Source organism: Micromonospora sp. FIMYZ51, assembly GCF_038246755.1.
Lineage (GTDB): Bacteria > Actinomycetota > Actinomycetes > Mycobacteriales > Micromonosporaceae > Micromonospora.
In genome coordinates, this window is record NZ_CP134706.1 from 515154 (window position 1) to 536930 (window position 21777).

Consider the following 21777-nt stretch of genomic DNA (forward strand, 5'->3'; position numbering starts at 1 on the left):
GTTCCACGCTAGCCCGCACCGGCCTGCTCCCGCCCATCGGACGACCGGGCCGGGTCGGGCGGCCGGGTAGCTTTCCAGGATGCCTCCATTGACGGTCGGCTTCGATCTCGACATGACCCTGCTCGACACGCGCCCCGGCATCGCTGCGGCCTTCCGGGCGTTGACCGAGCTGACGGGCGTACCGATCGACGCCGACGCGGCCGTGTCCCGGCTCGGCCCGCCGCTGCGGGTCGAGATCGCCCGCTGGTTTCCGCCCGAGCAGGTCGACGAGACGGTCCGGATCTACCGCGAGCTCTACCAGGCGTACGCGATCGCGCCAGCGGTGCCGCTGCCCGGCGCCCGGGCGGCCATCGACGCGGTGCGGGCGCGCGGCGGGCGGGTGCTCGTGGTCACCGCGAAGCACGGCCGGCTGGCCCGGCTGCACCTGGACCACCTGGGGCTGGTGGTGGACGAGGTGCTCGGAGACCTGTTCGCGGAGGAGAAGGCGACGGGTCTGCGCGCCCATCACGCTACCCACTATGTGGGAGATCATGTGGCGGACATGGTGGCCGCCCGGGCGGCTGACGTGCCCGGGATCGCGGTGGCCACCGGGCCGTGTTCGGCCGAGGAGCTGCGGTCCGCCGGGGCGGCGGTGGTGCTGGCAGATCTCACCGGATTCCCGGCGGCGCTCGACGGCGTGATCCGGCTAGCCTTGAGGCAGTAGACGGCTCAACACGAAGCAGAGGTTCTCAGGTGCCTACGGGTCGAGTGAAGTGGTACGACGCGACCAAGGGATACGGGTTCGTCACCAGTGACGAGGGTGGCGACGTGTTCCTGCCGAAGGCCGCGCTACCGGCGGGTGTCACCGACCTCAAGGGCGGCCAGCGGATCGATTTCAGCGTGGTGGACAGCCGGCGGGGCACCCAGGCGATGGGCGTGAAGCTGCTGGAGGCGCCCCCGTCGGTGGCGGAGCTACGCCGCCGGCCGGCCGAGGAACTGCACGGCCTGGTGGAAGACATGATCAAGGTGCTGGAGGCGAAGGTCCAGCCCGACCTGCGCCGGGGCCGCTTCCCGGATCGCAAGACCGCCCAGAAGATCGCTCAGCTGGTCCACGCGGTCGCCCGCGAGCTGGAGGTCTGAGGCACGAGCCCGGCGTCGGCGGCCCGGCCGAGCAACGCCTCGACGGCGGCGAACCCCGACTTTCCCAGGTCGGCGGTGTACTCGTTGACGTAGAGGCCGATGTGCCGGTCCACCACGTCGGGCTCCATCTCCTGGGCATGCGCCAGCACGTAGTCCCGACTCGCCGTCGGGTCGGCCCAGGCCCGCTGGACGGATTCCCGGATCCACCCGGCGGCCTGTTCGGGGTCGACCGCGCCACGCCGGGCCAGGATGGCGCCGAGCGGGATCGGCAGGCTGGTCTCCGCCTCCCACCATTCGCCCAGGTCCACCAGGGCGGTCAGGCCGTGCCGTGGATAGGTGAACCGCGCCTCGTGGATCACCAGACCGGCGTCGTACCGTCCGGCGGCGACGCCGGGCATGATCTCGTGGAACGGCACCACCTCGATCCGCTTCGGCGTGCGGCCCGTCGCCCAGAGCCGGAAGAGCAGGTACGCGGTGGTCCGGTCGCCCGGCACCGCGACGGTCGCCCCGCTGAGGTCGGTGCGCTCCGGCCCGCCCGCGTCGTCGGTCCGGGTGAGCACCAGCGGCCCGCACCCCCGCCCCAGCGCGCCTCCACAGGGCAGCAGGTGGTAGTCCTCAAGCAGCCAGGGCAGCGCCGCGTAACTCACCTTGACCAGGTCGTACGCCCCACGCTCGGCGGCGGTGTTTGTCACGTCGACGTCGGCGTAGGTCACCTCGACCGGCGGCGCGCCGGGCACCTGCCCGTGCACCAGGGCGTGGAAGACGAACGTGTCGTTGGGGCAGGGCGAGATCGCCAGCGAGAGCGCCACACCACCACGGTAACCCCGCCCCCACGCCCCCTCCCCGTTGATCATGAGGTTAGCGGCAGTAGTTGATCTTCAAGGTGCCGCTAACCTCATGATCAACACGTCGATGGTGGGGGTGAGCGCAGGGCGACGGCGGCAGCGGTGAGGGCGGTGAGGGCCTCGCGGAGGCGCCAGGCGTCCCGGTCGCGCGGGCCGATCGGGTTCGAGATGGTACGCAGTTCCGCGAAGGGCAGCCCGGCATGACTTGCCGCGACGGCCACGCCGTACCCCTCCATGGCCTCGGCCACCGCGTCCGGGTGACGTCGGCGCAACACCTCGGTACTGGGCGCGGTGCCGGTGACGGTGCTCACGGTCAGCACCGGCCCGACGGTGGCCTGCGGCAGCGCGCTGCGCAGCGCGGCCAGCAACTGCGGGTCGGCAGCGACGGCCGGACCGCCACCGAGCAACTCGGCGGGCATGCCCAGCTCGTCGACGGGAATGAAGCCGTCGGGCGACTCGGCGCCCAGATCGGCGGCGACGGCCCGGGTGCCGAGCACGGTGCCGCCGACCGGCACCCGGTCCGGGAAACCGCCGGCCACCCCCGCGCTGACCACGCCCCGGTACGGCCGCCCGGCGGCCTCGGCGAGCGCCAGCAGCCGGGCGGTTGCCGCGCCGGCCACGGCCGGACCGACTCCCACCGGCACCACCGTCACCGTGGGATCGTCGAGTCCGGCCTGGACCGCCTCCGCCTCGGCGGGGACCGCGGTGACCACCAGCAGGGCGGTCACGTGAGCGGCCCGGAGGAGCTGTGCCGGGTTTCGTCGTCGCTGCCACCGGACCGGGTGGCCGCGGACGACGGCCGGTAGATGTGGAAGCCCGGCGGGGCCAGGTGCGGTTCCTCGGGTGTCGAGCCGCCCTGGACGGGAGCGGGCGAGGCGGGTGCGGGATCGGCCACCTGCTCCGGGTCGGCCCGTACCGGGTCGGTTGGTGGGTCGGTCGGTGGGTCGGTGGTCGGTGGGTCGGCGTCCCGTTCGGCAGTGGCCAGTTCCTCGTCGGTGAGCGGACGACCGCGCAGCCGCTCGTCCCGCAACCGGCGGGCCATCACCAGGCCCCGCGCGGCGGCCAGCGCCCCGACGCCGGCCGCGACGGCGATCCCGATCCGACCGTTGAAGGGTACGAGTCCGAGCCCGCCGCCGGCCACGAAGGCGAGCATCAGCACCGTCTCCGAGTGGGCGAAGGAACTGGCCCGCAGCCGCTCCGAGATCCGTTCCTGGATCGACGCGTCCACGGCGAGCTTGGCGATGCCGCTCATCATTGCCGCGACCACGCAGAGCAGGGCGACCATCGGCAGCGAGAAGCTCAGCGCGGTGAGGACCGCCACGCCGGCCACGATGACCATGCCACTGGACACCAGTGCGGCCGGCCGGTGGATGCGCAGCCGGGTGCCGAGCGCGGTGGCCAGGAAGGTACCGATGGCCAGCGCCGCGCCGACCAGGCCCAGTGCTCCCTCGTCACTCAGGTCGCGCCCGAACACCACGGTGGTCAGGTCACCCGCCTTGATGGTGAAGGCGAGGAAGAGCAGCAGGAAGCCGTAGATCGCGCGCAGCGTCGCCGCCCCGATCAAGTTCGAGATCACCAGGCGACCGGCGGGACGTCCTCGGCCCAGCGGGCGGTCGCCGGTGCTCCGCCGCAGCGCCCGCAGTGGCCGTGGTACCCGCTCCGGCGGCTCGGAGTCGGCCTTCGGCGGCAGCCGCAGGGAGATCACCATGCCGACCAGGAAGATGACCGAGGCGACCCGCAGCGGCCACTGTGGCCCGAGCCAGAACGCGGCCAGGCCGATCGGGGCGACAAGCGCCCCGGCGACCGTGCCGTAGACGCTGGCCCGGGCACCGACCTGGGACAGGCCGAGCCCCTCGGGTAACAGTCGGGGCACGGCCGCGGAGCGGGCCACGCCGTACGCCCGGGAGAGCGCCAGCACGCCGAAGGCCGCCGGATAGAGACCGAAGCCGTGGATGTAGTCGGAGATCATCCAAGCCAGGAAGGCCCGGCCCAGCATGGTCGTGGCCAGGGCGTACCGTCGGCCGTGCCGGAAGTGGTCGAGCAGGGGGCCGACCACCGGGGCGAGCATGGCGAACGGCACCATGGTCACCAGCAGGTAGAGCGCCACCTTGCTGCGGGCCTCGCCGAGCGGCACGTTGAAGAAGATCGTCCCGGCCAGGCCGATGGCGATCAGGGTGTCCCCGGCGCAGGAGACCGCGTGCAGGTCGAACAGGCGGACCATGCCGGTCTCGCCGCCGGCACCCCGGGCCCGGGCCCGGGCGGCGCTGCGGGTCACCCAGCGGCCACTGCTGAGCGAGCCACGCAGCAGCAGCCGGGTGGCGCGGATTCCGGTGCCGACGGTCCGCCCGAGAAGGGACCGCTCGGAGCGGGAGAACAGCGGCATGGGACCCATCCTCACCCATCAGCGGGACGGATGGCGCGTCACCGCCACAAGAACACCTCCGGGGAGTGCCTCGCAGCCGGAGCCACCGATGGGGAACAATGGTCAGGTGACCAGGCCCGCCTCCGCCCGCGCCGCTCGTCTCGACCAGGTCTGCGCCGCCGCCGTCGATGCGGCGCGCGCCGCCATCACCGAGGTGGATCCCGACGATGTCGGTGATCACCTTCAGGTGGTGGCTGAAGGTGACCGGCTGGTCACCCACTATTTCGAGTGCCGGCTGGCCGGTTACCGGGGCTGGCGTTGGGCGGTCACGGTCACCCGGGTGCCCCGCAGCCGTAACGTGACGATCTGCGAGACCGTGCTGCTGCCCGGGCCGGACGCGCTGCTCGCCCCGGGCTGGCTGCCCTGGCAGGAGCGGCTCAAGCCGGGCGACCTCGGCCCGGGTGACCTGCTGCCGACGCCGCCGGACGACGAGCGGCTCCAGCCCGGCTACCTCCACTCCGATGATCCGGCGGTCGAGGAGATCGCCTGGGAGTTGGGGCTCGGCCGGCCCCGCGTGATGTCGCGGGACGGGCGGATCGAGGCGGCCCAGCGCTGGTACGACGGGGACCACGGCCCGTCGGCGCCCATCTCGACCGCTGCACCGGCGGCGGCACGCTGCGGCACCTGCGGGTTCTATCTGCCGCTCGCCGGCCGGCTGCGGCAGTGCTTCGGGGTCTGCGGCAACTTTTACGCCCCGGACGACGGTCGGGTGGTCAGCGCCGACCATGGCTGCGGTGCGCACTCCGAGACGTTGGTCGAGACCGAGACGGCGGTGGACGAGATGCCCACCGTCTACGACGACAGCGCGGTGGAGCCGATGTCGGTAAGCCGGCTGCCCGGCACGGACGAGCCGACGGAGTCGTACGGCAACTCCTGACCGGGACGCGACGGACGGCTGACCGGGACGCGACGGACGGTGTTCAGCGGGCGGCGCGGCGCCGCCGGCGGTTGGCGTCGTGGCGCATCATCACGGCGAGCCCGGGAAACCCCCACAGGAAACCGGCCAGGCAGGTCCAGAGCCAGTTCTCGTGGCCGCTGGCGGCCAACCGGTCGCGAAAGAGCAGCAGCACCAGACCGGCGACCGCCCAGGCGGCCATCCCGGCGAGCGCGAACGGCACCATCGGCGGGTCGAGCGGCTCAGGTCGGGGCGGCTGCTTCGGCACCCGGCCAGGGTACGCGATCGGCTTTGCTGTACGCCGGTCATCTGCGACGATGCGCCCGACGACCTGATCATTCGCTGCGAGGATCCCGATGGCAGTAGCGCCGCCCGAAAACGACACATCCCCCGACCCCAGTCGGCCGGTCAACCGCTTCGACCGGTACTTCGAGGTCACCGCCCGAGGCTCGACGATGAGCCGGGAGGTACGTGGTGGCCTGGCCACCTTCTTCACGATGGCGTACATCGTGGTGCTCAACCCGCTCATCCTCGGCAGTGCCGTCGACATCGAGGGCAACAGCCTGCCGATCCCGGCGATCGCCGCGGCCACCGCCCTGATCGCCGGTCTGATGACCATCATGATGGGCGCGGTCGCCCGGTTCCCGCTGGCGCTCGCCGCCGGCCTGGGCATCAACGCCCTGGTGGCGTACGAGATCGCACCGGAGATGACCTGGGCCGACGCGATGGGCCTGGTGGTCATCGAGGGTGTGATCATCGCGATCCTGGTGCTGACCGGGCTGCGTACCGCCGTGTTCCGCTCGGTGCCGACCCAGCTGAAGACGGCGATCGGCGTCGGTATCGGTCTCTTCCTGACCATCATCGGCCTGGTGGACGCGGGCTTCGTCCGCCGGCTGCCGGACGAGGCGAACACCACCGTCCCGCTCGGCCTGGGCATCGGGGGCCGGTTGGTCAGCTGGCCGATGCTTGTCTTCGTGCTGGGTCTGCTGCTGACCCTGGTGCTTGTGGTACGCCGGGTCAAGGGCGCGATCCTGCTCGGCATCCTCGGCTCGACGGTGCTGGCGATGCTTGTGGAGGCGGTCGGCAACATCGGCCCGTCGGTGGTCGACGGCGTACCGAACCCGAAGGGGTGGTCGCTGAACGTCCCGACGCTGCCGAGCAACCCGTTCGACGTGCCGGACCTGTCGCTGCTCGGCAAGTTCAACGTGTTGGGTTCGTGGGAACGGGCCGGCTGGCTGGTCGTGCTGATGTTCATCTTCACGCTGCTCATCACCGACTTCTTCGACACGATGGGCACGATGGTGGCCGTCGGCCAGGAGGGCGGCATGCTCGATGAGCAGGGCACTCCGCCCCGGGCGAAGGAGATCCTGCTTGTCGACTCGATCGGTGCCGCCGCCGGTGGCGCGGCCAGCGTCTCCAGCAACACGTCGTACATCGAGAGTGCCGCCGGTGTCGCGGAGGGTGCCCGGACCGGGGTGGCCAACCTGGTCACCGGCCTGCTGTTCCTGCTGGCCATGTTCCTGGCGCCGCTGGTGGTGATCGTGCCGTTCGAGGCGGCGTCCGTCGCACTGGTGGTGGTCGGCTTCCTGATGATGACCGCGGTACGCGCCATCGACTGGTCCGACTACGAGATCGCCATCCCGGCGTTCCTCACCATCGTGCTGATGCCCTTCACCTACTCGATCTCAAACGGCATCGGGGCGGGTCTGATCGTGTACGTGGTGGTCAAGCTGGCCAAGGGCCGATTCCGCGAGATCCATCCGCTGCTGTACGGGGTGGCCGGGCTCTTCGTGGTGTACTTCCTGCGCGGTCCGCTGGAGGCGTTGCTGTTCTGATCCTGGCCGGGCGCGCGGGACCAGTCGAGTGGCTTCCGCGCGCCCGCCCCGGGCAGACCAGGAGGCCGGGTGAGCATGGTCATATCGGCTGCGACCGGACCACAAAATTAGTTAGGCTAACTATCGTGACGGAGCGGACGGTGACGGCTCAGAGCATGCCACCGGCGCAGCTGGCCCATCAGCTGCGTGATGCGATAACCCGGCTGAACCGGCGGGTCCGCCAGGCCCGACCGGTCGGTGACCTGACGGTCACCCAGTTGTCCGCGCTCACCAGCATCCGGCTGGGGGGCGCGCTCACGCCGCGGGAACTCGCCGACGTCGAACGGGTGCAGCCACCGACGATGACCAAGATCGTCGCGAAGCTGGAGGAACGCGGCCTCGTGCAGCGCAGCCCCCACCCGACCGACGGCCGGCAGGTCATCCTCGCGGTGACCGAAGGGGGCCGGGCCGTGCTCGACCAGTTCGAGCGGGTCCGGGACGAATGGCTGGCCCGCCGGCTGGCCGAGCTGAACGACGTCGACCGGGAGACCCTGCACCACGCAGCGGAGATCCTCCAGCGAATCTCCCGCGCCTGACGCCGCACACCTGGTGTGCCCCGCGCCGCGCCGTCCGTCGTTGACGACGCGTACGACCGCGAGGAGGCGCACTGAGAGTGCAGGCACGGCTCAGCACGATGTTCCAGTCCCTACAGGTCCGCAATTATCGGCTATTCGCGTCCGGACAGTTGATCAAGCTGCTCGGTGTCTGGATGATGTTCATCGCCCAGGACTGGCTGGTTCTCGAGCTCTCCGGCGACTCGGCCACCGCGCTCGGCGTGGTGGTCGCCCTTCAGTTCACCCCGGTCCTGCTGCTCACGCTGATCTCCGGCCGACTCGCCGACCGGTACGACAAGCGGATGCTCCTCTTCGCTGCCAACGCCTTCTGGACCGTGCTGTCGTTGGCGATGAGCGTGCTCGTGTTCACCGGCATGGTCCGGCTCTGGCACGTCTTCGTCTTCGCCGCGCTGCTCGGCGTGGCCAACGCGGTGGAAACGCCGGTGCGGCAGGCGTTCGTCTCCGAGTTGGTCGGCACCCGGCTGCTGCCCAACGCGCTCTCCCTCAACGCGGCCGTGTTCAACTCCGCCCGGATCATCGGCCCGGCGGTCGCGGGTCTCGCCATCGCCGCCTTCGACGTCGGGCCGGTCTTCCTGTTCACCGCGCTCAGCTCGATCGCGCCCCTCGCGACGGTGATCCAGATGCGCCCGGCAGAGCTGTACCGGGAGCCGCTGCCGCCGCTCGGCGAGCGGGCCGCGGCGACCGTGCTGGACGGGCTGCGCTACGTCGGCCGCCGCCCCGACCTGCTGCTGCCGATGGTGGTGATGTCGGTGATCGGGATGTCGCTGTTCAACTTCCAGCTCACCCTGGCGGCGCTGGCCAAGACCGTGTTCCACACCGGTGCGGCCTCGTTCGGCCTGTTCAGTACGACGCTGGCGGTCGGTGCGCTGGTCGGTGCGCTGGCCGGTACCGGGCGGCGGAGCCGCCCCTCGGTCTGGCTGGTGCTCGGCGCCGCGATCGGCTGTGCGGTCTTCGGTACCCTCGTCGGGCTCGCGCCCGCGTACTGGATGGTCGTGGTGCTGCTGCCGCCGACCGGCTTCTTCATGGTCTACTTCGCGCAGGCAGCCAACCAGCGGGTCCAGCTCGGCACCGACGCCGCGTTCCGGGGACGGGTGATGGCGCTGTGGGTGCTGGTGTTCCTCGGCACCAACCCGGTCGGCGCGCCGATCATCGGCTGGATCGCGGAGACCTTCGGTGCCGGCACCAGCATCTGGGCCGGTGGCCTGCTCTCCCTGGCCACCGCGTTGATGGCGCTGGCCTGGCAACTGCGCCGCGACGGTGCCCGGCTGCGGTTCCGGGTCCTGCCGATGCCCCGCTTCTACGTCACCCAGCTGTAGGCGGCCCCGATCGGCCCCGCTGAGCACAGCGGCCCTGATCGGCCCCGCTGAGCACAGCGGCCCTGATCGGCCCCGCTGAGCACACAAGCGGGGCCGGCAGGTCGGGATTCGGGAAAATCGGTTACGTCACGGTGCGCTGCGGCATAACTTCGGTGGGTGGAGGTCCTACGCTTGCTGTTGCTCACCCTGGCGCTGGTCGCCGTGGTGCTGCTGCCCGTGCTGATCGCGCTCGTGGTCTGTGCGGACGGGATGGTGGACCGCTTCACCCGTGGATACGCCGAGTGGCGGCAGCGGCGGCAGGAGCGACGCCTGATCGCCGAGCTGAACCGGGCGGTGGAGGCGGACCAGCTGACCAGCCGGATCGACCTCGCTGCCCTGGACCGGGCCGATCGGCGTCCCCTGGAACAGGTCGCCGCCGACCTGCGCTGCCTGCGTCGGGAGCGGGTCGGTGGGGGCGGCCGGGCGACGGTGTGGCACAGCAGCGTGCTCGACGCGTACGACGACCGGCTCCGGCTGGCCTGCCAGGCGCTCGGCATCACCGAGCACCTGACCGAGCTGGCCGGCGTCGACCGGCAGATCGAACGGGTCCGGGTGGAGGGCGAACTGGACGCCGCCGGCCTGAGACTGCCGGCGACCCGTCCCGGGCAACACGAGCCGCATCCTTGACGACCGTCGGCCGCCCTCGACTGCGACCCTGTATCGGGTGCGCCTCTTCACCGCGATCTACCCACCGGCCGAAGCGATCGGGCACCTGGCCGCCCAGGTGGCCGGGTTGCGGGTGACCGCAGCCGCGACCGCCGGAACGAACGTCCGGCTGGTGGACCCGGCCCGCGTCCATCTCACGCTCGCCTTCCTCGGCGACGTCGACCCCGCGCGGGTGGCCGCCGTACGGCAGGCCCTCGCCGACACCGCGTCGACTGCTCGCGACCGCCGTGCCGGGTCGACGGGTGGCGACCGCTGTGTCGGGTCGACGGGTGGCGACCGCTGTGTCGGGTCGACGGGTGGCGACCGCTGTGTCGGGTCGACGGGTGGCGACCGCTGTGTCGGGTCGACGGGTGGCGACCGCTGTGTCGGGTCGACGGGTGGCGACCGCCGTGCCGTGCTGCGGCTGGGCGGCGGCGGTCGGTTCGGCTGGGGCCGCAGCACCGTGCTCTGGGTCGACGTACGCGGCGACGTCGACCGCCTGCTGACGCTGGCCGGCGACGTCCGTGCCGCACTGGCCACGGTCGGGATACCCGGCGACGACCGGCCGTTCCGGCCGCACCTGACCATCGCCCGCCCCGGTGACCGGATGCCGCACGCAGACGTCGAAGCCGACCTTGCCGCGCTCGACGGCTACCTCGGCCCGCCCTGGCCCGCCGACGAACTGGTGCTGGTGCAGAGCCGACCCGGGCCGCCGGCCAGCTATCACCGGCTCGCCGCCTGGCCGCTCTGAACCAACACTCGCCGGCCCTGAACCAACACTCGCCGGCCCTGAACCAGCACTCGCCGGCCCTGAACCAGCACTCGCCGGCCCTGAACCAGCACTCGCCGGCCCTGAACCAGCACTCGCCGGCCCTGAACCAGCAGCCGCCCGTCCTGCGCTACTGGACACGGACCCGGGCGGACCGCCCTCCGCTGCGCTGATCTTGGACTTCTGGTCGCTGGATCGTCAGCTTTCGAGGCTCATGTCCGACCGGAGCGCAAGCTCGACACCTGCTGCCGGTGGCGGGTGGGCTGGGGTTGTCAGGAGGACTCGCGGGCGGCCGGGCCGCTGCCGAAGAGGACGTCGTCCCAGCTGGGGAGGCGCTTGCGCGGCTTGCCGGCGGCATCGGCGGACTCGGTCGCGGGCGCACCCTGACGGCGGGGTCGAAGCACGGCCAGCGAAGGGACGGCCGGAACTTCCTTCGGCGCGTCGGAGTCGTCGTCGAAGGCCGAACCCTGACCACCACCGAGCAGTGCGGCGGCACCACCGCTGACCGCCCGCTGCCGGGGCGAGTCCGACCCGGCCAGCGCAGCCGGCGAGCGGGGCTCCAGGCCACGGCCCGAGGTCGAGCCGAGTGGCCGGTCGAGCGAGGCGAGCAGGGCGTCCCGGCCAGCCCGGATCGGATCCCGGCCCGGCCGGCCCGACTCGGCGGGAGCGGGCAACCCGTGCCCGCCCCGGCTCGGCTCGCCGCGCGACGGGGTGGGCAGGGCGTGACCGCCCCGCTCGGGTGCCGGCTCCTGGCCCAGGATGGGCGTGGGGCGCTCGGCGCAGAGGTACTGCGCCATGTCGTCGTGCGGGGTCACCGACTGGCGGGTCTTGTCCAGATCCCAGACCGCTTGAGCGGTGGCCTTACCGGACGGCCAGGTGGCGACGATCCGCCAGGTGCCGTCGTCGCGGCGCCACGCGTCCCAGGAGATCTTCTCGGTGTCGATCCCGTGCTGCGCGAGCCGGCCGTTGACCACCTCGGCGAGCGGCGTCGGCTTCTCCGCACCCTTGAGCCGGGTGCGGCGGGCGTGCTGGGCGAGCATCGCCCGCTCCTGAAGCACCGGCCCGGCGTAACGGAGCACCCGGTCGACCGGCACACCCGCGATGCGGGCCACGTCCTCGGCGGACTCACCAGCGCGGATCCGGGCCTGGATGTCCCGTGGGGACAGCGACGGCACCGGATCGGCAGTGGCCGGGGCCACGGCGAGCGTGGGCGCACCCGGCTCGGCGTGCAGTGCTCCGGCGATACGCTCGTCGATGGGCAGGGCGAGCAGCCGCCCGACCTCGTCGGCGAGCACCAGGGCCTGGCCGTCCTCGGAGAGGGCGACGAAGCGTACTGGGCGCATCGCGTTGCCTCCGTCCCGCTTCGCTGGCCGTACGCCACGAGCCGGCCACCCGGGGCGTTACGTACCACCGTACGCCCATTCCGGTTCAGGTGGGAGACGCCACGCCCGGGTAGCGGGCCGATTCGGGCTGCTCCGCCGCTGTCTGGCGGCTCAGTGCGTACCCGACGGACGGCTCAGCCCGGGTCCGGCCGGCACCGGCGCCACGGGCCCGGACACCCCGGTGGGTGGCCGAGCCCGCGGCGGTACGTCATGGTCCGGTTACAGCCGCTCGACGACGTAGTCGATGGCGGCCGTCAGCGCCTCCACATCGGCGGGCTCGACGGCCGGGAAGAGCGCGATCCGCAGCTGGTTGCGGCCCAGCTTGCGGTACGGCTCGGTGTCCACGATGCCGTTGGCCCGCAGCGCCTTGGCGATCGCGGTGGCGTCCACCCCGTCGACGAAGTCGATGGTGGCGACCACGTTCGAGCGCAACGCCGGATCGGTGACGAACGGCGTGGCGACGGCCGACCGCTCCGCCCAGCCGTACACGGTCGCGGCGCTCTCGGCCGTCCGCTTGGCGGCCCAGGCCAACCCGCCCTGGGAGTTCATCCAGTCGGTCTGCTCGGCGGCGAGGAAGATCGTGGCCAGCGCCGGGGTGTTGTACGTCTGCTCCAACCGCGAGTTGTCGATCGCGGTGACCAGGTCGAGGAAGGCCGGGATGTACCGGCCCGACGCCTTGACCGCGGCGGCCCGCTCCAGCGCGGCCGGCGACATCAGGGCCAGCCAGAGCCCACCGTCGGAGCCGAAGCACTTCTGCGGGGCGAAGTAGTAGACGTCGGTCTCGCCGACGTTGACCTCCAGCCCGCCGGCACCGGAGGTGGCGTCGACCAGCAGCAGCGAGTCGGAGTCGGCCCCGGCCACCCGGCCGATCGGCACCGCTACACCGGTCGAGGTCTCGTTGTGCGGGGTGGCGTAGACGTCCACGCCCGCCTCGGCGACCAGGGTCGGCGCGCTGCCCGCGTCCGACTTGCGGATCGTGGGCTCACCGAGGAACGGGGCGTCCTTGACCGCCTTGGCGAACTTCGCGCCGAACTCGCCGAAGCTGGCGAACTGGGCCCGCTCGCGGATCAGGCCGAACGTGGCGACCTCCCAGAACGCGGTGGTGCCACCGTTGCCGATGATCACCTCGTAGCCCTCGGGGAGGGAGAAGAACTCGGCGATGCCGGAACGCAGCCGGGCCACCTGGTCACGGACGGTCTTCTGCCGGTGCGAGGTGCCCAGGTAGCTGGTCGCCACCTCGGCGAGCGCGGAGACCGCCGCCGGACGGACCTTGGACGGCCCGCAGCCGAATCGGCCGTCGGCGGGCTTGATCTCGTCGGGAATCCGGATGGTCGGTGCGTCAGCCACGATCTTGAAGATCCTTCCGAATGGGCGAGGGCGGGCCTGGTTTACGCCGGCCGGTGCGGATTGCGGACGCCATGCGTGGCCGCACGGCTCGGTCGGGATCCGGCCCCGGTCCGGCGACACTGCCGGTCTCATCCTCGCACCAGCAGGGGCCTGACCGGCCGTTCGTCTCACCATCGGTGCTGAGTCCTGCGCCACACCGTCTGCTGGTCCTGGGCTCGGCCCCACCCACCGTCCGCTGGTCCTGGGTTCCGGTGCCGCCTGTCCGCTGGTCCTAAGCCCTCCGCCCCCGTCCGCCGTTCCTGGGTCCGGTGCCGCACCGGCTGCCGGCTGCCGGCTGCCGGCTGTCGGCTGCTGGCTGCTGGCTGTCGGCTGCTGGCTGCTGGCTGCTGGTCCTGGGCCCTGCGCCGCCCGTCCGCTGACCTAAGCCCTGCGCCGCCCGTCCGCCGTTCCTGGGGCCTACCGCGCCCCGATGAAGGACGAAACCGCGAAGATCCCGGCGGGCTGGCCGGCCGGGATCTTCGCGGGGTGTCGCGTGAGCTCGTACGTGTGGTTGTTAAGAAGGGGCCCTTCCTATACACGAGACGTTAATAAGGGGCCCTTCCTTACACCTCAGACGTTGTGGGGGACGGCGTCCCAGCCGTCGACCTCGTGCGGCTTGCGGGGGCTGTGGCCGACGTAGCGGGCGGAGGGACGGACCAGGCGCTGGAGCTTCTTCTGCTCCAGGATGTGCGCGCTCCAGCCGCCCATCCGGGCGCAGGTGAACATGGAGGTGAACATGTGCGCCGGTACCTCGGCGAAGTCGAGCACCACGGCGGACCAGAACTCGACGTTTGTGGCGAGCACCCGGTCCGGGCGCCGGGCCTGCAACTCGGCCAGGGCGGCCTTCTCCAGCGCCTCGGCGACCTCGAAACGCGGCGCGCCCAGCTCCTTGGCGGTGCGGCGGAGCACCCGGGCGCGCGGGTCCTCGGCCCGGTAGACCCGGTGGCCGAAGCCCATCAGCCGCTCGCCCCGGTCGAGCACGCCCTTGACGTAGCTTTCGGCGTCACCGCTGCGCTCGACCGCCTCCAGCATGCTGAGTACCCGCGACGGCGCGCCGCCGTGCAGCGGGCCGGAGAGCGCGCCGATGCCGGACGAGATGCAGGCGGCGGCGTCCGCGCCGGTGGAGGCGACGATCCGGGCGGTGAAGGTGGAGGCGTTCAGGCCGTGCTCGGCCGCCGAGATGAAGTAGGCGTCGACCGCCTTGACGTGCCGTGGGTCGGGCTCGCCGCGCCACCGCTTCATGAAGCGCTCGACCACCGTGGAAGCCTTGTCGATCTCCTTCTGCGGCACCGCCGGCAGGCCGAGGCCGCGCGCGGACTGGGCGACGAAGGAGAGCGCGGTGACCGACACCCGGGCGAGATCCTCGCGGGTCTGCTCGTCGGAGATGTCCAGCAGCTGCTGCAACCCCCAGTACGGGGCGAGCATCGCGACGGCGGACTGCACGTCGACCCGGATGTCACCGGAGTGCACGGGCACCGGGAACGGCTCGGCCGGCGGCAGGCCGGGGCCGAACCGGCCGTCGACCAGCAGGGCCCAGACGTTGCCGAAGGAGACCTGGCCGATCAGGTCTTCGATGTCGACGCCGCGGTAGCGCAGCGCGCCGCCCTCGCGGTCGGGCTCGGCGATCTCGGTTTCGAACGCTACGACACCCTCAAGTCCGGGTTTGAAATCGGCCATCTCACTACTCCTGGTGTGTGGTCGGTGCGCCCGCCCGGGCTCGGTGTCCCCGGCCCCGGCCGGGTGAGCGCCTTAGGCGACCCTCTCCGGATGTGTTCGTGACATCTTGCCTGCTGGTAACCGGGTATGCGAGACGCGATCGATGTGCTGCACACGACATCCCCGGTCGCGCAAGCCGCCGGCCGTTCGGCCAGACTGGGCCGTAGCGGCTGGTCGGGCCGGCAGCGGCCCGATGGTCAGGGGAGGGAACGTGACGGGGGACACACCACCGCCAGCAGGGATGCGCCACGAGTACGCCGCCGAGTCCGGGCTGGTCGAGGCCGACCTGGCGGGTGACTGGCACACCCAGTTCGACCGCTGGTTCGCCGAGGCGGTGGCCGCCGGGCTGCCAGAGCCGAACGCCATGGTGCTGGGCACCGCCGACGCCGAAGGCCGGCCGAGCGCGCGGACGGTGCTGCTCAAGGGGTACGACCCGGAAGGCTTCGTCTTCTTCACCAACTACCGGTCCCGCAAGGGCACCGAGGCGCTCGCCAATCCGCACGCCAGTCTGGTCTTCCCGTGGTTCCCGGTGCACCGGCAGGTGGTCGTCGCCGGGTCGGTGGAGCCGGTCGACCGGGCGGAGACCGAGGCGTACTTCGCCGGCCGGCCGCGCGGCTCCCAACTGGGCGCGTGGGCCAGTGCCCAGTCGTCGGTGCTGCCGGACCGGGCCGCGCTGGACGAGGGCTACCGCGCGGCGGCGGAGCGGTTCGCCGAGGTGGAGCCGATCCCCGCCCCGGAGCACTGGGGCGGGCTGCGGGTGCGACCCGAGTCGGTCGAGTTCTGGCAGGGCCGGGCGAGCCGGCTGCACGACCGGCTGCGCTTTCGGCGTACCGGCGGTGGCTGGGTCGTGGAGCGGCTGGCGCCGTGACCGCGACCGACACCTCCCGGCCGCGCGAGCAGCGCCGTTGGGCGATCGACCTGCGTCCGCTGCGGGTGCCGGCGTACCGGCGGCTGTGGGTCGGCAACGGCATCGCGATGTTCGGCTTCCAGTTCACGGCCGTCGCCGTGCCGGTGGAGATGTACGCGCTGACCGAGGACTCGCTCTGGGTGGGGCTGCTCGGCGTCGCCGCCTTCGTACCGCTGCTGATCTTCGGATTGTGGGGCGGCGCGGTGGCCGACGCCGTCGATCGGCGCCGGGTGCTGGTGGGCAGTTCGGTGCTGCTCTGGGTCTCGTTGGTGGGCCTGCTGGCCCAGTCTGTGCTCGGGGTCGGCAGCCCGGTGCTGCTGCTGGCGCTGGTGGCGTTGAGTTCGGTCTCGTTCGCGATCGGCGGCCCGGCCCGGGGCGCGCTCGTCGGCCGGCTGGTGCCCGCCGAGTTGGTGCCCGCCGCCACCACGCTCAACTTCACCACCGCGATGGCCACCGCGGTCCTCGGCCCGCTGGCTGCCGGCTTGATTCTCGCCGTCTTCGACCTCGGGGTCGCGCTGCCGCTCGCGTACGCCCTGGACGCCACCCTGCTCGTCGCCCTGGTCTGGGCGGCGTTGCGGCTGCCCGCCATGCCGCCCGAGCCGGACCCGGACGGTACGCCCCGGCAGGCCGGGCTGCGCAGCATCGTCGACGGCGTCCGTTATCTGGCCGGTGCACCGGTGCTGCTGCTCTCCTTCGCCATCGACCTGATCGCGATGGTGCTCGCCTTTCCCCGGGCGCTCTTCCCCGAGGTGGCGGCCGAGCGGTTCGGCGGGGGTGCGGCGGTGGGCTGGCTGTACAGCTCGATCGCGATCGGCTCGCTGCTCGCCGGGCTGGTGTCCGGCTGGATCGGCCGGGTCCGTCGGCAGGGGCTGGTGCTGGTGCTCTCCGTCATCGGGTGGGGGGTCGCGGTGGCGCTGGCCGGGCTGGCCCGGCAACTCTGGCTGGTCGTCGCGTTGCTGGTGCTGGCCGGGGCGGCCGACCTGGTCAGCTCGGTGGTACGGCAGTCGATGCTGATCGTCTACGCGCCGGACCGGATGCGCGGCCGGCTCCAGGGGATCAACACGGTGGTGGTGGCCGGTGGGCCGCGCCTGGGTGACCTGCGGGCCGGCGCGATGGCGACCGGTTTCGGCAGCGGGGTGGCCTGGGTCGGTGGCGGCCTGGCGGCGGCGGTGCTCGCGGTACTGCTCGCGGTGGCGTTCCCGGTGCTGACGCGGTACCGGACGCCTACCACGTCGAGCGAAGAGCGAGCCTGACGGCTAGGGTCTGGCGACATGGAAACCCCCGAGCCGCGTCCCCTGTCCGGGGCACAGTGGACCATTTCCGCAGCCGGTCACGAGGCGGTAATCGTCGAGGTGGGCGGTGGGCTGCGCGTCTACCGGCAGGATGGTGTCGAGCACCTCGACGGGTACGCCACCGACGAGATGTGTCCCGGCTCGGCCGGCCAGGTGCTGGCCCCCTGGCCGAACCGGATCCGCGACGGCGCCTACACCTTCAACGAGCGGTCGCTCCAGCTCAACATCACCGAACCGGAACGGTTCGTGGCCCTGCACGGCCTGGTGAACTGGGCGTCGTGGCAGCTGATCGAGCAACGGCCGGATGAGGTCACGGTCGGCTACGACCTGTTGCCGCAGCCGGGGTACCCGTGGCCGTTGCGGCTGCGGACCCGGTGGAGCGTGTCCGCGGACGGGCTGCGGGGCGAGCACGAGGTGACGAACGTCGGCGTCGAGCCGGCACCGTTCGGCTTCTCCGTGCACCCGTACCTCCAACTGCCCGGGGTGGCGGTGGACGACATTCTGCTGCGGATCCCGGCGCAGACCCGGATGGTGGTGGACAGCCGGCTGCTGCCGGTCGGCGTGACCAAGGTCGCCGGCACCGAGTACGACTACACCGACCCTCGCCGCATCGGCGACGCGACGTTGGACCTCGCTTTCGGTGAGGTGATCCGGGACGCCGACGGCGGGTCGGCGGTGACCCTCACCGACCCGGACGGCAACGGCGGGCTGCGGATCTGGGCCGACGAGCAGTTCGGCTGGTGGCAGGTCTTCACCGGCGACATGCTCACCGGTGAGCGGTACCGCCGGTCGGTCGCGGTGGAGCCGATGACCTGCCCGCCGGACGCGTTCCGTTCGGGTCGGGACGTGATCGTTCTGGCGCCGGGGGAAACCTGGCGTGGCGGCTGGGGCATCCGGCCGGAGAACTGAGCGGACGCTGAGGAGAGTCGGGTGGAGTTCGCGGAGGTCGTACGGCGGCGGCGGATGGTGCGCAACTACGACCCGGACCGTCCGGTCCCGCCGGAGGTGGTGCAGCGGGTGCTGGAGCACGCGGTACGGGCCCCGTCGGCCGGGTTCTCCCAGGGCTGGGGGTTCCTGGTGCTGGAGGAGCAGGCGGACCGGGAGCGCTTCTGGGCGGCCAGCACGCCGGAGGGCGGCGGGATGGAGCGGTGGCTGACCGGGATGCGCCGGGCCCCGCTGATCGTGGTGCCGCACGCCAACCGCTCGGTCTATCTGGAGCGCTATGCGGAGGCGGACAAGGGCTGGGCGGACCGGTCGACGGAGCGCTGGCCGGTGCCGTACTGGTACGTGGACACCGGCTTTGCCGCGCTGCTGATGATGCTGACCGCGGTCGACGAGGGGCTCGGTTCGTGCTTCTTCGGCATCCCGCCGCAGCGGCTGGAGTCCTACCGAGCGGCGTTTGGCGTGCCGGAGGCGTACCACCCGATCGGCGCACTCACGATCGGTTACCGTGCGCCCGACCACCGGTCACCGTCGTTGCGCCGGGGGCGCCGTCCGGTGGAAGAGGTCGTCCGTCGAGGACGGTGGAGCTGACCCGAACCGGTGGTTTCGTCCCGTTGAGAACCGGACGACCGGTAGCGAAACTGGCATCAGGGAGCAGAACGAGGGGTGCGGCGTGCGGCTACGCTGGCAAGGTCATCGGTGCTGCGGGTCGCGGCACCGTGCCGTGACCCGGCCCGGTGTCGCGGCTCGTTTCGGCCAGGGGGAGAGGAGCGTGCCGTCGTGATCTTCAGAGCGGTCCGGGACGGGCGTCCTTACCCGGAACACAACCTGACACTCAAGCAGTGGGCGGAGATCCCGCCTCGCCCGCTGCGCCTGGACCAGCTCATCACCACCAAGCGCGAGCTGGCGCTGGACAAGCTTCTCGCCGAGGACTCCACCTTCTACGGCGACCTCTTCCCGCACGTGGTGCAGTGGAACGGCGGCCTCTACCTGGAGGACGGCCTGCACCGCGCGCTGCGCGCCGCGCTGCAACAGCGCAACCAGATCCACGCCCGGGTGTTCGTGCTGGCCGGGCCGGTCGAGTGAGGTCGAGCCCGGTCGACCTGCTCGACCTGGACTCGGCGCTGACCGAGGAGGAGCGAGGGATCCGCGCCGTCGTGCGCCGGCTGGTCGACGATCGGGTACGCCCGCACGTCGCCGACTGGTACGAGGCGGGTCAGGTGCCGGCCCGGGAGTTGGCCCGCGAGTTCGGCCGGCTCGGCCTGCTCGGCATGCACCTGTCCGGGTACGGCTGCGCGGGCTCGACGGCCGTCGCGTACGGGCTGGCCTGCCTGGAGCTTGAGGCCGGCGATTCCGGCGTCCGGTCCCTGGTCTCGGTGCAGGGTTCGCTGGCCATGTACGCCATCTGGCGCTACGGCAGCGAGGAGCAGAAGCAGCAGTGGCTGCCGGCGATGGCCACCGGCGAGACGATCGGCTGCTTCGGGCTGACCGAGCCGGACCACGGCTCCGACCCGGCGTCGATGGCCACCCGGGCCCGCCGCGACGGCGACGACTGGGTGCTCTCCGGCGGCAAGATGTGGATCACCAATGCGCCGATCGCCGACGTGGCGGTGATCTGGGCCCGCACCGACGAAGGCGTGCGCGGGTTCGTCGTACCGATGGACACCCCGGGGGTGGCGGCCCGCGAGATCGGTCGCAAGATGTCGCTGCGCGCCTCGGTGACCGGCGAGATCTCGCTTGACGACGTCCGGCTGCCGGCGGCTGCCCGGCTGCCCGACGCGACCGGGTTGAAGGCGCCGCTGAGCTGCCTGACCGAGGCCCGGCACGGCATCGTCTGGGGCGCGCTCGGCGCGGCCCGCGACTGCCTGGAGACCACCCTGACGTACGCGACCACCCGCACCCAGTTCGGTCGGCCGCTTGCCGGGTTCCAGCTGACCCAGGCCAAGCTCGCCGACCTGACCGTCGAGTGGAACAAGGGCTACCTGCTGGCGATGCAGCTCGGCCGGCTGGCCGAGGCCGGGAAGCTGCGCCCTGAGCAGGTGAGCGTGGGCAAACTCAACAACGTACGCGAGGCGCTGGCGATCGCCCGCCAGTGCCGCACCATTCTCGGCGCCAACGGGGTCTCCGGCGACTATCCGGTGATGCGGCACGCGAACAACCTGGAGAGCGTGCTGACCTACGAGGGCACCTCGGAGATCCATCAGCTGGTGATCGGGCAGAAGCTCACCGGCATCTCCGCCTTCACCTGAGCCAGTATCGGCTCTGAGCTGCGGAAACTGGCGATCATCCGACTCGGCGAGCGGCTGTCGTACCGGGGGCTTACCGTCATCACAGAGAACGCGTCTGACAAGGACGGTGAGGGCGATGGCACGCGACGGCGACATCAACGAGCCCACCAGCGAATACCCCGAGGTTGATCGGCAGCCGGAGCAGCCGGACCAGCCGGACGGCCCGCCGCCGGCCTCGGGCGGCGGCGCGGTGCGTGCCCTGCTCTGGGTGCTCGGCGCGGCGGCGTTGACGGTGGTGGTGTTGCTCGGCGTGCAGACCGCCGGGATCCTGCCGGAGTTCCGTAACCCGTTCACCAAGGAACAGACCGACCGCAGCCAGCCCGCGCTGTTGGAGTCGATGCGGGATCTGAGCCGCTACGTGGCCGCCGAGGGCAACTTCCAGGTGGTGGTCGACCTCCAGAACGACCGGCGTCACGTGCCGGACTGGCTGGTCAACCAGCGGACCCTCTTCGTCGGCGCGGGCAGTGTGGAGGCGTACGTCGACTTCGGCACCCTCGCCGAGGGGGCGATCGTGCCGTCGGCCGACGGCAAGTCCGTCGAGATCAAGCTGCCCGCACCGCAGCTCGCGGAGACCAACCTCGACCTGGAGAAGAGCTACGTCTTCGCGGAGGAGCGCGGCCTGCTCAACCGGGTCGGCGACCTGATCGGCGGCGACCCGAACCGGCAGCAGCAGGTCTACCGGCTGGCCGAGGACCGGATCACCGCCGCCGCCCGGGAGAGCGGGCTGAGCGCGCGGGCCGAGGAGAACACCCGCAAGATGCTCGAGGGCCTGCTCGGCTCCCTCGGCTACGAGAAGGTCACCGTCACCTACACCGCCCCCTGACCGCCGCGGCGGTGCCACCCGCTCGGTTGGCCATGAGGGTTGGCGGCGGAGTTGATCTTCTCGACTGCCGCCAACCTCATTGTCGACATGGCCTGCTCAGTAGCCGGCGACGGCGTAGCGATCCTCGTTGGGCATGATGATCCAGAGCGCCAGGTAGATGATCACCTGGGTGCCGGGCAGCAGCAGCGACAGCAGGAACAGCAGCCGGACCATCCCGGCCGACATGCCGAATCGCTGGGCCAGGCCGGCGCAGACCCCGGCGAACATGCGCCCCTGCCGGGGCCGGACGAGTTTGCGGCTCATCGTGACACTTCCCCTCCGCGGCGGTCCGCCGCTTCCACAACCAACGCTAGAACCGGATGGTCGCCCCGCCCTCGGTCCCGAGGAGGAACGCCATTCCCCTGACCCGTAGGTGCTTACCCGTGCGGCCTGCGCGTGACGCCTGACGCCGGCATCCGGGCGAGCGGGGTGGGCCGGGCCGTCGACGTGATCGAGTGCCCCGCTTTCGGCTCGCCGGGGCGGTGGGCACTGTTAACCTGTCG

At 71.8% G+C, this 21777-nt stretch carries 23 protein-coding genes; 15 read left to right on the forward strand and 8 right to left on the reverse strand.

Going from position 1 to position 21777, the window contains the following annotated elements:
* Nucleotides 1-79 precede the first annotated feature (79 nt).
* A complete protein-coding gene (locus QQG74_RS02530; protein WP_341718672.1) occupies nt 80-703 on the forward strand; it encodes an HAD family hydrolase in 624 nt (207 codons plus the stop codon).
* A 29-nt stretch (nt 704-732) separates the two neighbouring features.
* Complete coding sequence (locus tag QQG74_RS02535; protein ID WP_013731110.1) at nt 733-1119, forward strand: cold shock domain-containing protein; 387 nt, start codon at nt 733-735, stop codon at nt 1117-1119.
* Here QQG74_RS02535 and QQG74_RS02540 read toward each other — a convergent pair.
* The 3 genes from QQG74_RS02540 to QQG74_RS02550 form a co-directional block, all read right to left on the reverse strand.
* A complete protein-coding gene (locus QQG74_RS02540) occupies nt 1080-1928 on the reverse strand; it encodes a 1,4-dihydroxy-6-naphthoate synthase (protein WP_341718673.1) in 849 nt (282 codons plus the stop codon). The two genes, QQG74_RS02535 and QQG74_RS02540, sit on opposite strands and share 40 nt — an antisense overlap.
* A 92-nt stretch (nt 1929-2020) precedes the next feature.
* Entirely contained in the window at nt 2021-2692 is a 672-nt protein-coding gene (locus tag QQG74_RS02545) for a futalosine hydrolase (protein WP_341718674.1), read from the reverse strand.
* A complete protein-coding gene (locus tag QQG74_RS02550) occupies nt 2689-4347 on the reverse strand; it encodes an MFS transporter (RefSeq protein WP_341718675.1) in 1659 nt (552 codons plus the stop codon). Before QQG74_RS02550 ends, QQG74_RS02545 begins: the two co-directional genes overlap by 4 nt.
* An 88-nt stretch (nt 4348-4435) precedes the next feature.
* Here QQG74_RS02550 and QQG74_RS02555 point away from each other — a divergent pair, with 88 nt between their 5' ends.
* Nucleotides 4436-5263 (forward strand): DUF3027 domain-containing protein, encoded by an 828-nt coding sequence (locus tag QQG74_RS02555; protein WP_341718676.1) that lies wholly within the window; start codon nt 4436-4438, stop codon nt 5261-5263.
* A 43-nt stretch (nt 5264-5306) separates the two neighbouring features.
* On the opposite strand, the gene QQG74_RS02560 is transcribed toward QQG74_RS02555, so the two are convergent.
* A complete protein-coding gene (locus QQG74_RS02560; protein WP_341718677.1) occupies nt 5307-5549 on the reverse strand; it encodes a DUF2530 domain-containing protein in 243 nt (80 codons plus the stop codon).
* A gap of 88 nt (nt 5550-5637) precedes the next feature.
* On the opposite strand from QQG74_RS02560, the gene QQG74_RS02565 reads away from it, so the two are divergent.
* The 5 genes from QQG74_RS02565 to QQG74_RS02585 all read left to right on the forward strand — a co-directional run bounded on the left by QQG74_RS02565 (nt 5638) and on the right by QQG74_RS02585 (nt 10481).
* Nucleotides 5638-7116, forward strand: a complete 1479-nt coding sequence (locus QQG74_RS02565; protein ID WP_341718678.1) for an NCS2 family permease — start codon at nt 5638-5640, stop codon at nt 7114-7116.
* Nucleotides 7117-7241: 125 nt separating this feature from the next.
* Nucleotides 7242-7691, forward strand: coding sequence for a MarR family transcriptional regulator (locus QQG74_RS02570; protein ID WP_341718679.1), 450 nt, complete (start codon nt 7242-7244; stop codon nt 7689-7691).
* 77 nt (nt 7692-7768) lie between these two features.
* Nucleotides 7769-9046: an MFS transporter gene (locus QQG74_RS02575; RefSeq protein WP_341718680.1), complete on the forward strand. Its 1278-nt coding sequence runs from the start codon at nt 7769-7771 to the stop codon at nt 9044-9046.
* Nucleotides 9047-9202: 156 nt separating this feature from the next.
* Nucleotides 9203-9712, forward strand: coding sequence for a hypothetical protein (locus QQG74_RS02580; RefSeq protein ID WP_341718681.1), 510 nt, complete (start codon nt 9203-9205; stop codon nt 9710-9712).
* Between the two features lie 37 nt (nt 9713-9749).
* On the forward strand, nt 9750-10481 hold the full coding sequence (locus QQG74_RS02585; RefSeq protein ID WP_341718682.1) for a 2'-5' RNA ligase family protein: 732 nt from the start codon (nt 9750-9752) through the stop codon (nt 10479-10481).
* A gap of 290 nt (nt 10482-10771) precedes the next feature.
* On the opposite strand, the gene sepH is transcribed toward QQG74_RS02585, so the two are convergent.
* From sepH to QQG74_RS02600, 3 genes are all read right to left on the reverse strand, one after another.
* Complete coding sequence (sepH, locus tag QQG74_RS02590; RefSeq protein ID WP_341718683.1) at nt 10772-11842, reverse strand: septation protein SepH; 1071 nt, start codon at nt 11840-11842, stop codon at nt 10772-10774.
* 258 nt (nt 11843-12100) lie between these two features.
* The gene (serC, locus tag QQG74_RS02595; RefSeq protein WP_341718684.1) at nt 12101-13228 is read right to left on the reverse strand and encodes a phosphoserine transaminase; all 1128 of its coding nucleotides are present in this window, start codon (nt 13226-13228) and stop codon (nt 12101-12103) included.
* 609 nt (nt 13229-13837) lie between these two features.
* Nucleotides 13838-14944: a citrate synthase 2 gene (locus tag QQG74_RS02600; protein ID WP_341718685.1), complete on the reverse strand. Its 1107-nt coding sequence runs from the start codon at nt 14942-14944 to the stop codon at nt 13838-13840.
* A gap of 232 nt (nt 14945-15176) precedes the next feature.
* On the opposite strand from QQG74_RS02600, the gene pdxH reads away from it, so the two are divergent.
* The 7 genes from pdxH to QQG74_RS02635 all read left to right on the forward strand — a co-directional run bounded on the left by pdxH (nt 15177) and on the right by QQG74_RS02635 (nt 21235).
* Nucleotides 15177-15851, forward strand: a complete 675-nt coding sequence (gene pdxH, locus QQG74_RS02605) for a pyridoxamine 5'-phosphate oxidase (RefSeq protein ID WP_341718686.1) — start codon at nt 15177-15179, stop codon at nt 15849-15851.
* Nucleotides 15848-17143, forward strand: coding sequence for an MFS transporter (locus QQG74_RS02610; RefSeq protein WP_341718687.1), 1296 nt, complete (start codon nt 15848-15850; stop codon nt 17141-17143). Before pdxH ends, QQG74_RS02610 begins: the two co-directional genes overlap by 4 nt.
* Nucleotides 17144-17161: 18 nt before the next feature.
* Nucleotides 17162-18091 (forward strand): aldose 1-epimerase family protein, encoded by a 930-nt coding sequence (locus tag QQG74_RS02615; RefSeq protein ID WP_341718688.1) that lies wholly within the window; start codon nt 17162-17164, stop codon nt 18089-18091.
* Between the two features lie 21 nt (nt 18092-18112).
* Entirely contained in the window at nt 18113-18715 is a 603-nt protein-coding gene (locus tag QQG74_RS02620) for a nitroreductase family protein (protein ID WP_341718689.1), read from the forward strand.
* Between the two features lie 189 nt (nt 18716-18904).
* A complete protein-coding gene (locus QQG74_RS02625) occupies nt 18905-19210 on the forward strand; it encodes a type II toxin-antitoxin system VapB family antitoxin (protein WP_204037961.1) in 306 nt (101 codons plus the stop codon).
* Nucleotides 19207-20373 (forward strand): acyl-CoA dehydrogenase family protein, encoded by a 1167-nt coding sequence (locus tag QQG74_RS02630; RefSeq protein WP_341718690.1) that lies wholly within the window; start codon nt 19207-19209, stop codon nt 20371-20373. Before QQG74_RS02625 ends, QQG74_RS02630 begins: the two co-directional genes overlap by 4 nt.
* A gap of 115 nt (nt 20374-20488) precedes the next feature.
* Nucleotides 20489-21235 carry a DUF4230 domain-containing protein gene (locus tag QQG74_RS02635; protein WP_341718691.1) on the forward strand — a complete coding sequence of 249 codons (747 nt, stop codon included), beginning with the start codon at nt 20489-20491 and terminating at the stop codon, nt 21233-21235.
* Nucleotides 21236-21331: 96 nt separating this feature from the next.
* Here the strand turns inward: QQG74_RS02635 and QQG74_RS02640 are convergent, their stop codons facing one another.
* On the reverse strand, nt 21332-21538 hold the full coding sequence (locus QQG74_RS02640; RefSeq protein WP_341718692.1) for a PspC domain-containing protein: 207 nt from the start codon (nt 21536-21538) through the stop codon (nt 21332-21334).
* Nucleotides 21539-21777: the final 239 nt, after the last annotated feature.

What these genes read in the sequence shown, in the direction of transcription:
- QQG74_RS02530 (WP_341718672.1), top strand. Translation starts at nt 80, where the DNA reads ATGCCTCCATTGACGGTCGGCTTCGATCTCGACATGACCCTGCTCGAC.
- QQG74_RS02550 (WP_341718675.1), bottom strand. Translation starts at nt 4,347, where the DNA reads ATGCCGCTGTTCTCCCGCTCCGAGCGGTCCCTTCTCGGGCGGACCGTC.
- QQG74_RS02555 (WP_341718676.1), top strand. Translation starts at nt 4,436, where the DNA reads ATGGGGAACAATGGTCAGGTGACCAGGCCCGCCTCCGCCCGCGCCGCT.
- QQG74_RS02565 (WP_341718678.1), top strand. Translation starts at nt 5,638, where the DNA reads ATGGCAGTAGCGCCGCCCGAAAACGACACATCCCCCGACCCCAGTCGG.
- sepH (WP_341718683.1), bottom strand. Translation starts at nt 11,842, where the DNA reads ATGCGCCCAGTACGCTTCGTCGCCCTCTCCGAGGACGGCCAGGCCCTG.
- QQG74_RS02600 (WP_341718685.1), bottom strand. Translation starts at nt 14,944, where the DNA reads ATGGCCGATTTCAAACCCGGACTTGAGGGTGTCGTAGCGTTCGAAACC.
- pdxH (WP_341718686.1), top strand. Translation starts at nt 15,177, where the DNA reads ATGGTCAGGGGAGGGAACGTGACGGGGGACACACCACCGCCAGCAGGG.
- QQG74_RS02615 (WP_341718688.1), top strand. Translation starts at nt 17,162, where the DNA reads ATGGAAACCCCCGAGCCGCGTCCCCTGTCCGGGGCACAGTGGACCATT.
- QQG74_RS02635 (WP_341718691.1), top strand. Translation starts at nt 20,489, where the DNA reads ATGGCACGCGACGGCGACATCAACGAGCCCACCAGCGAATACCCCGAG.
- QQG74_RS02640 (WP_341718692.1), bottom strand. Translation starts at nt 21,538, where the DNA reads ATGAGCCGCAAACTCGTCCGGCCCCGGCAGGGGCGCATGTTCGCCGGG.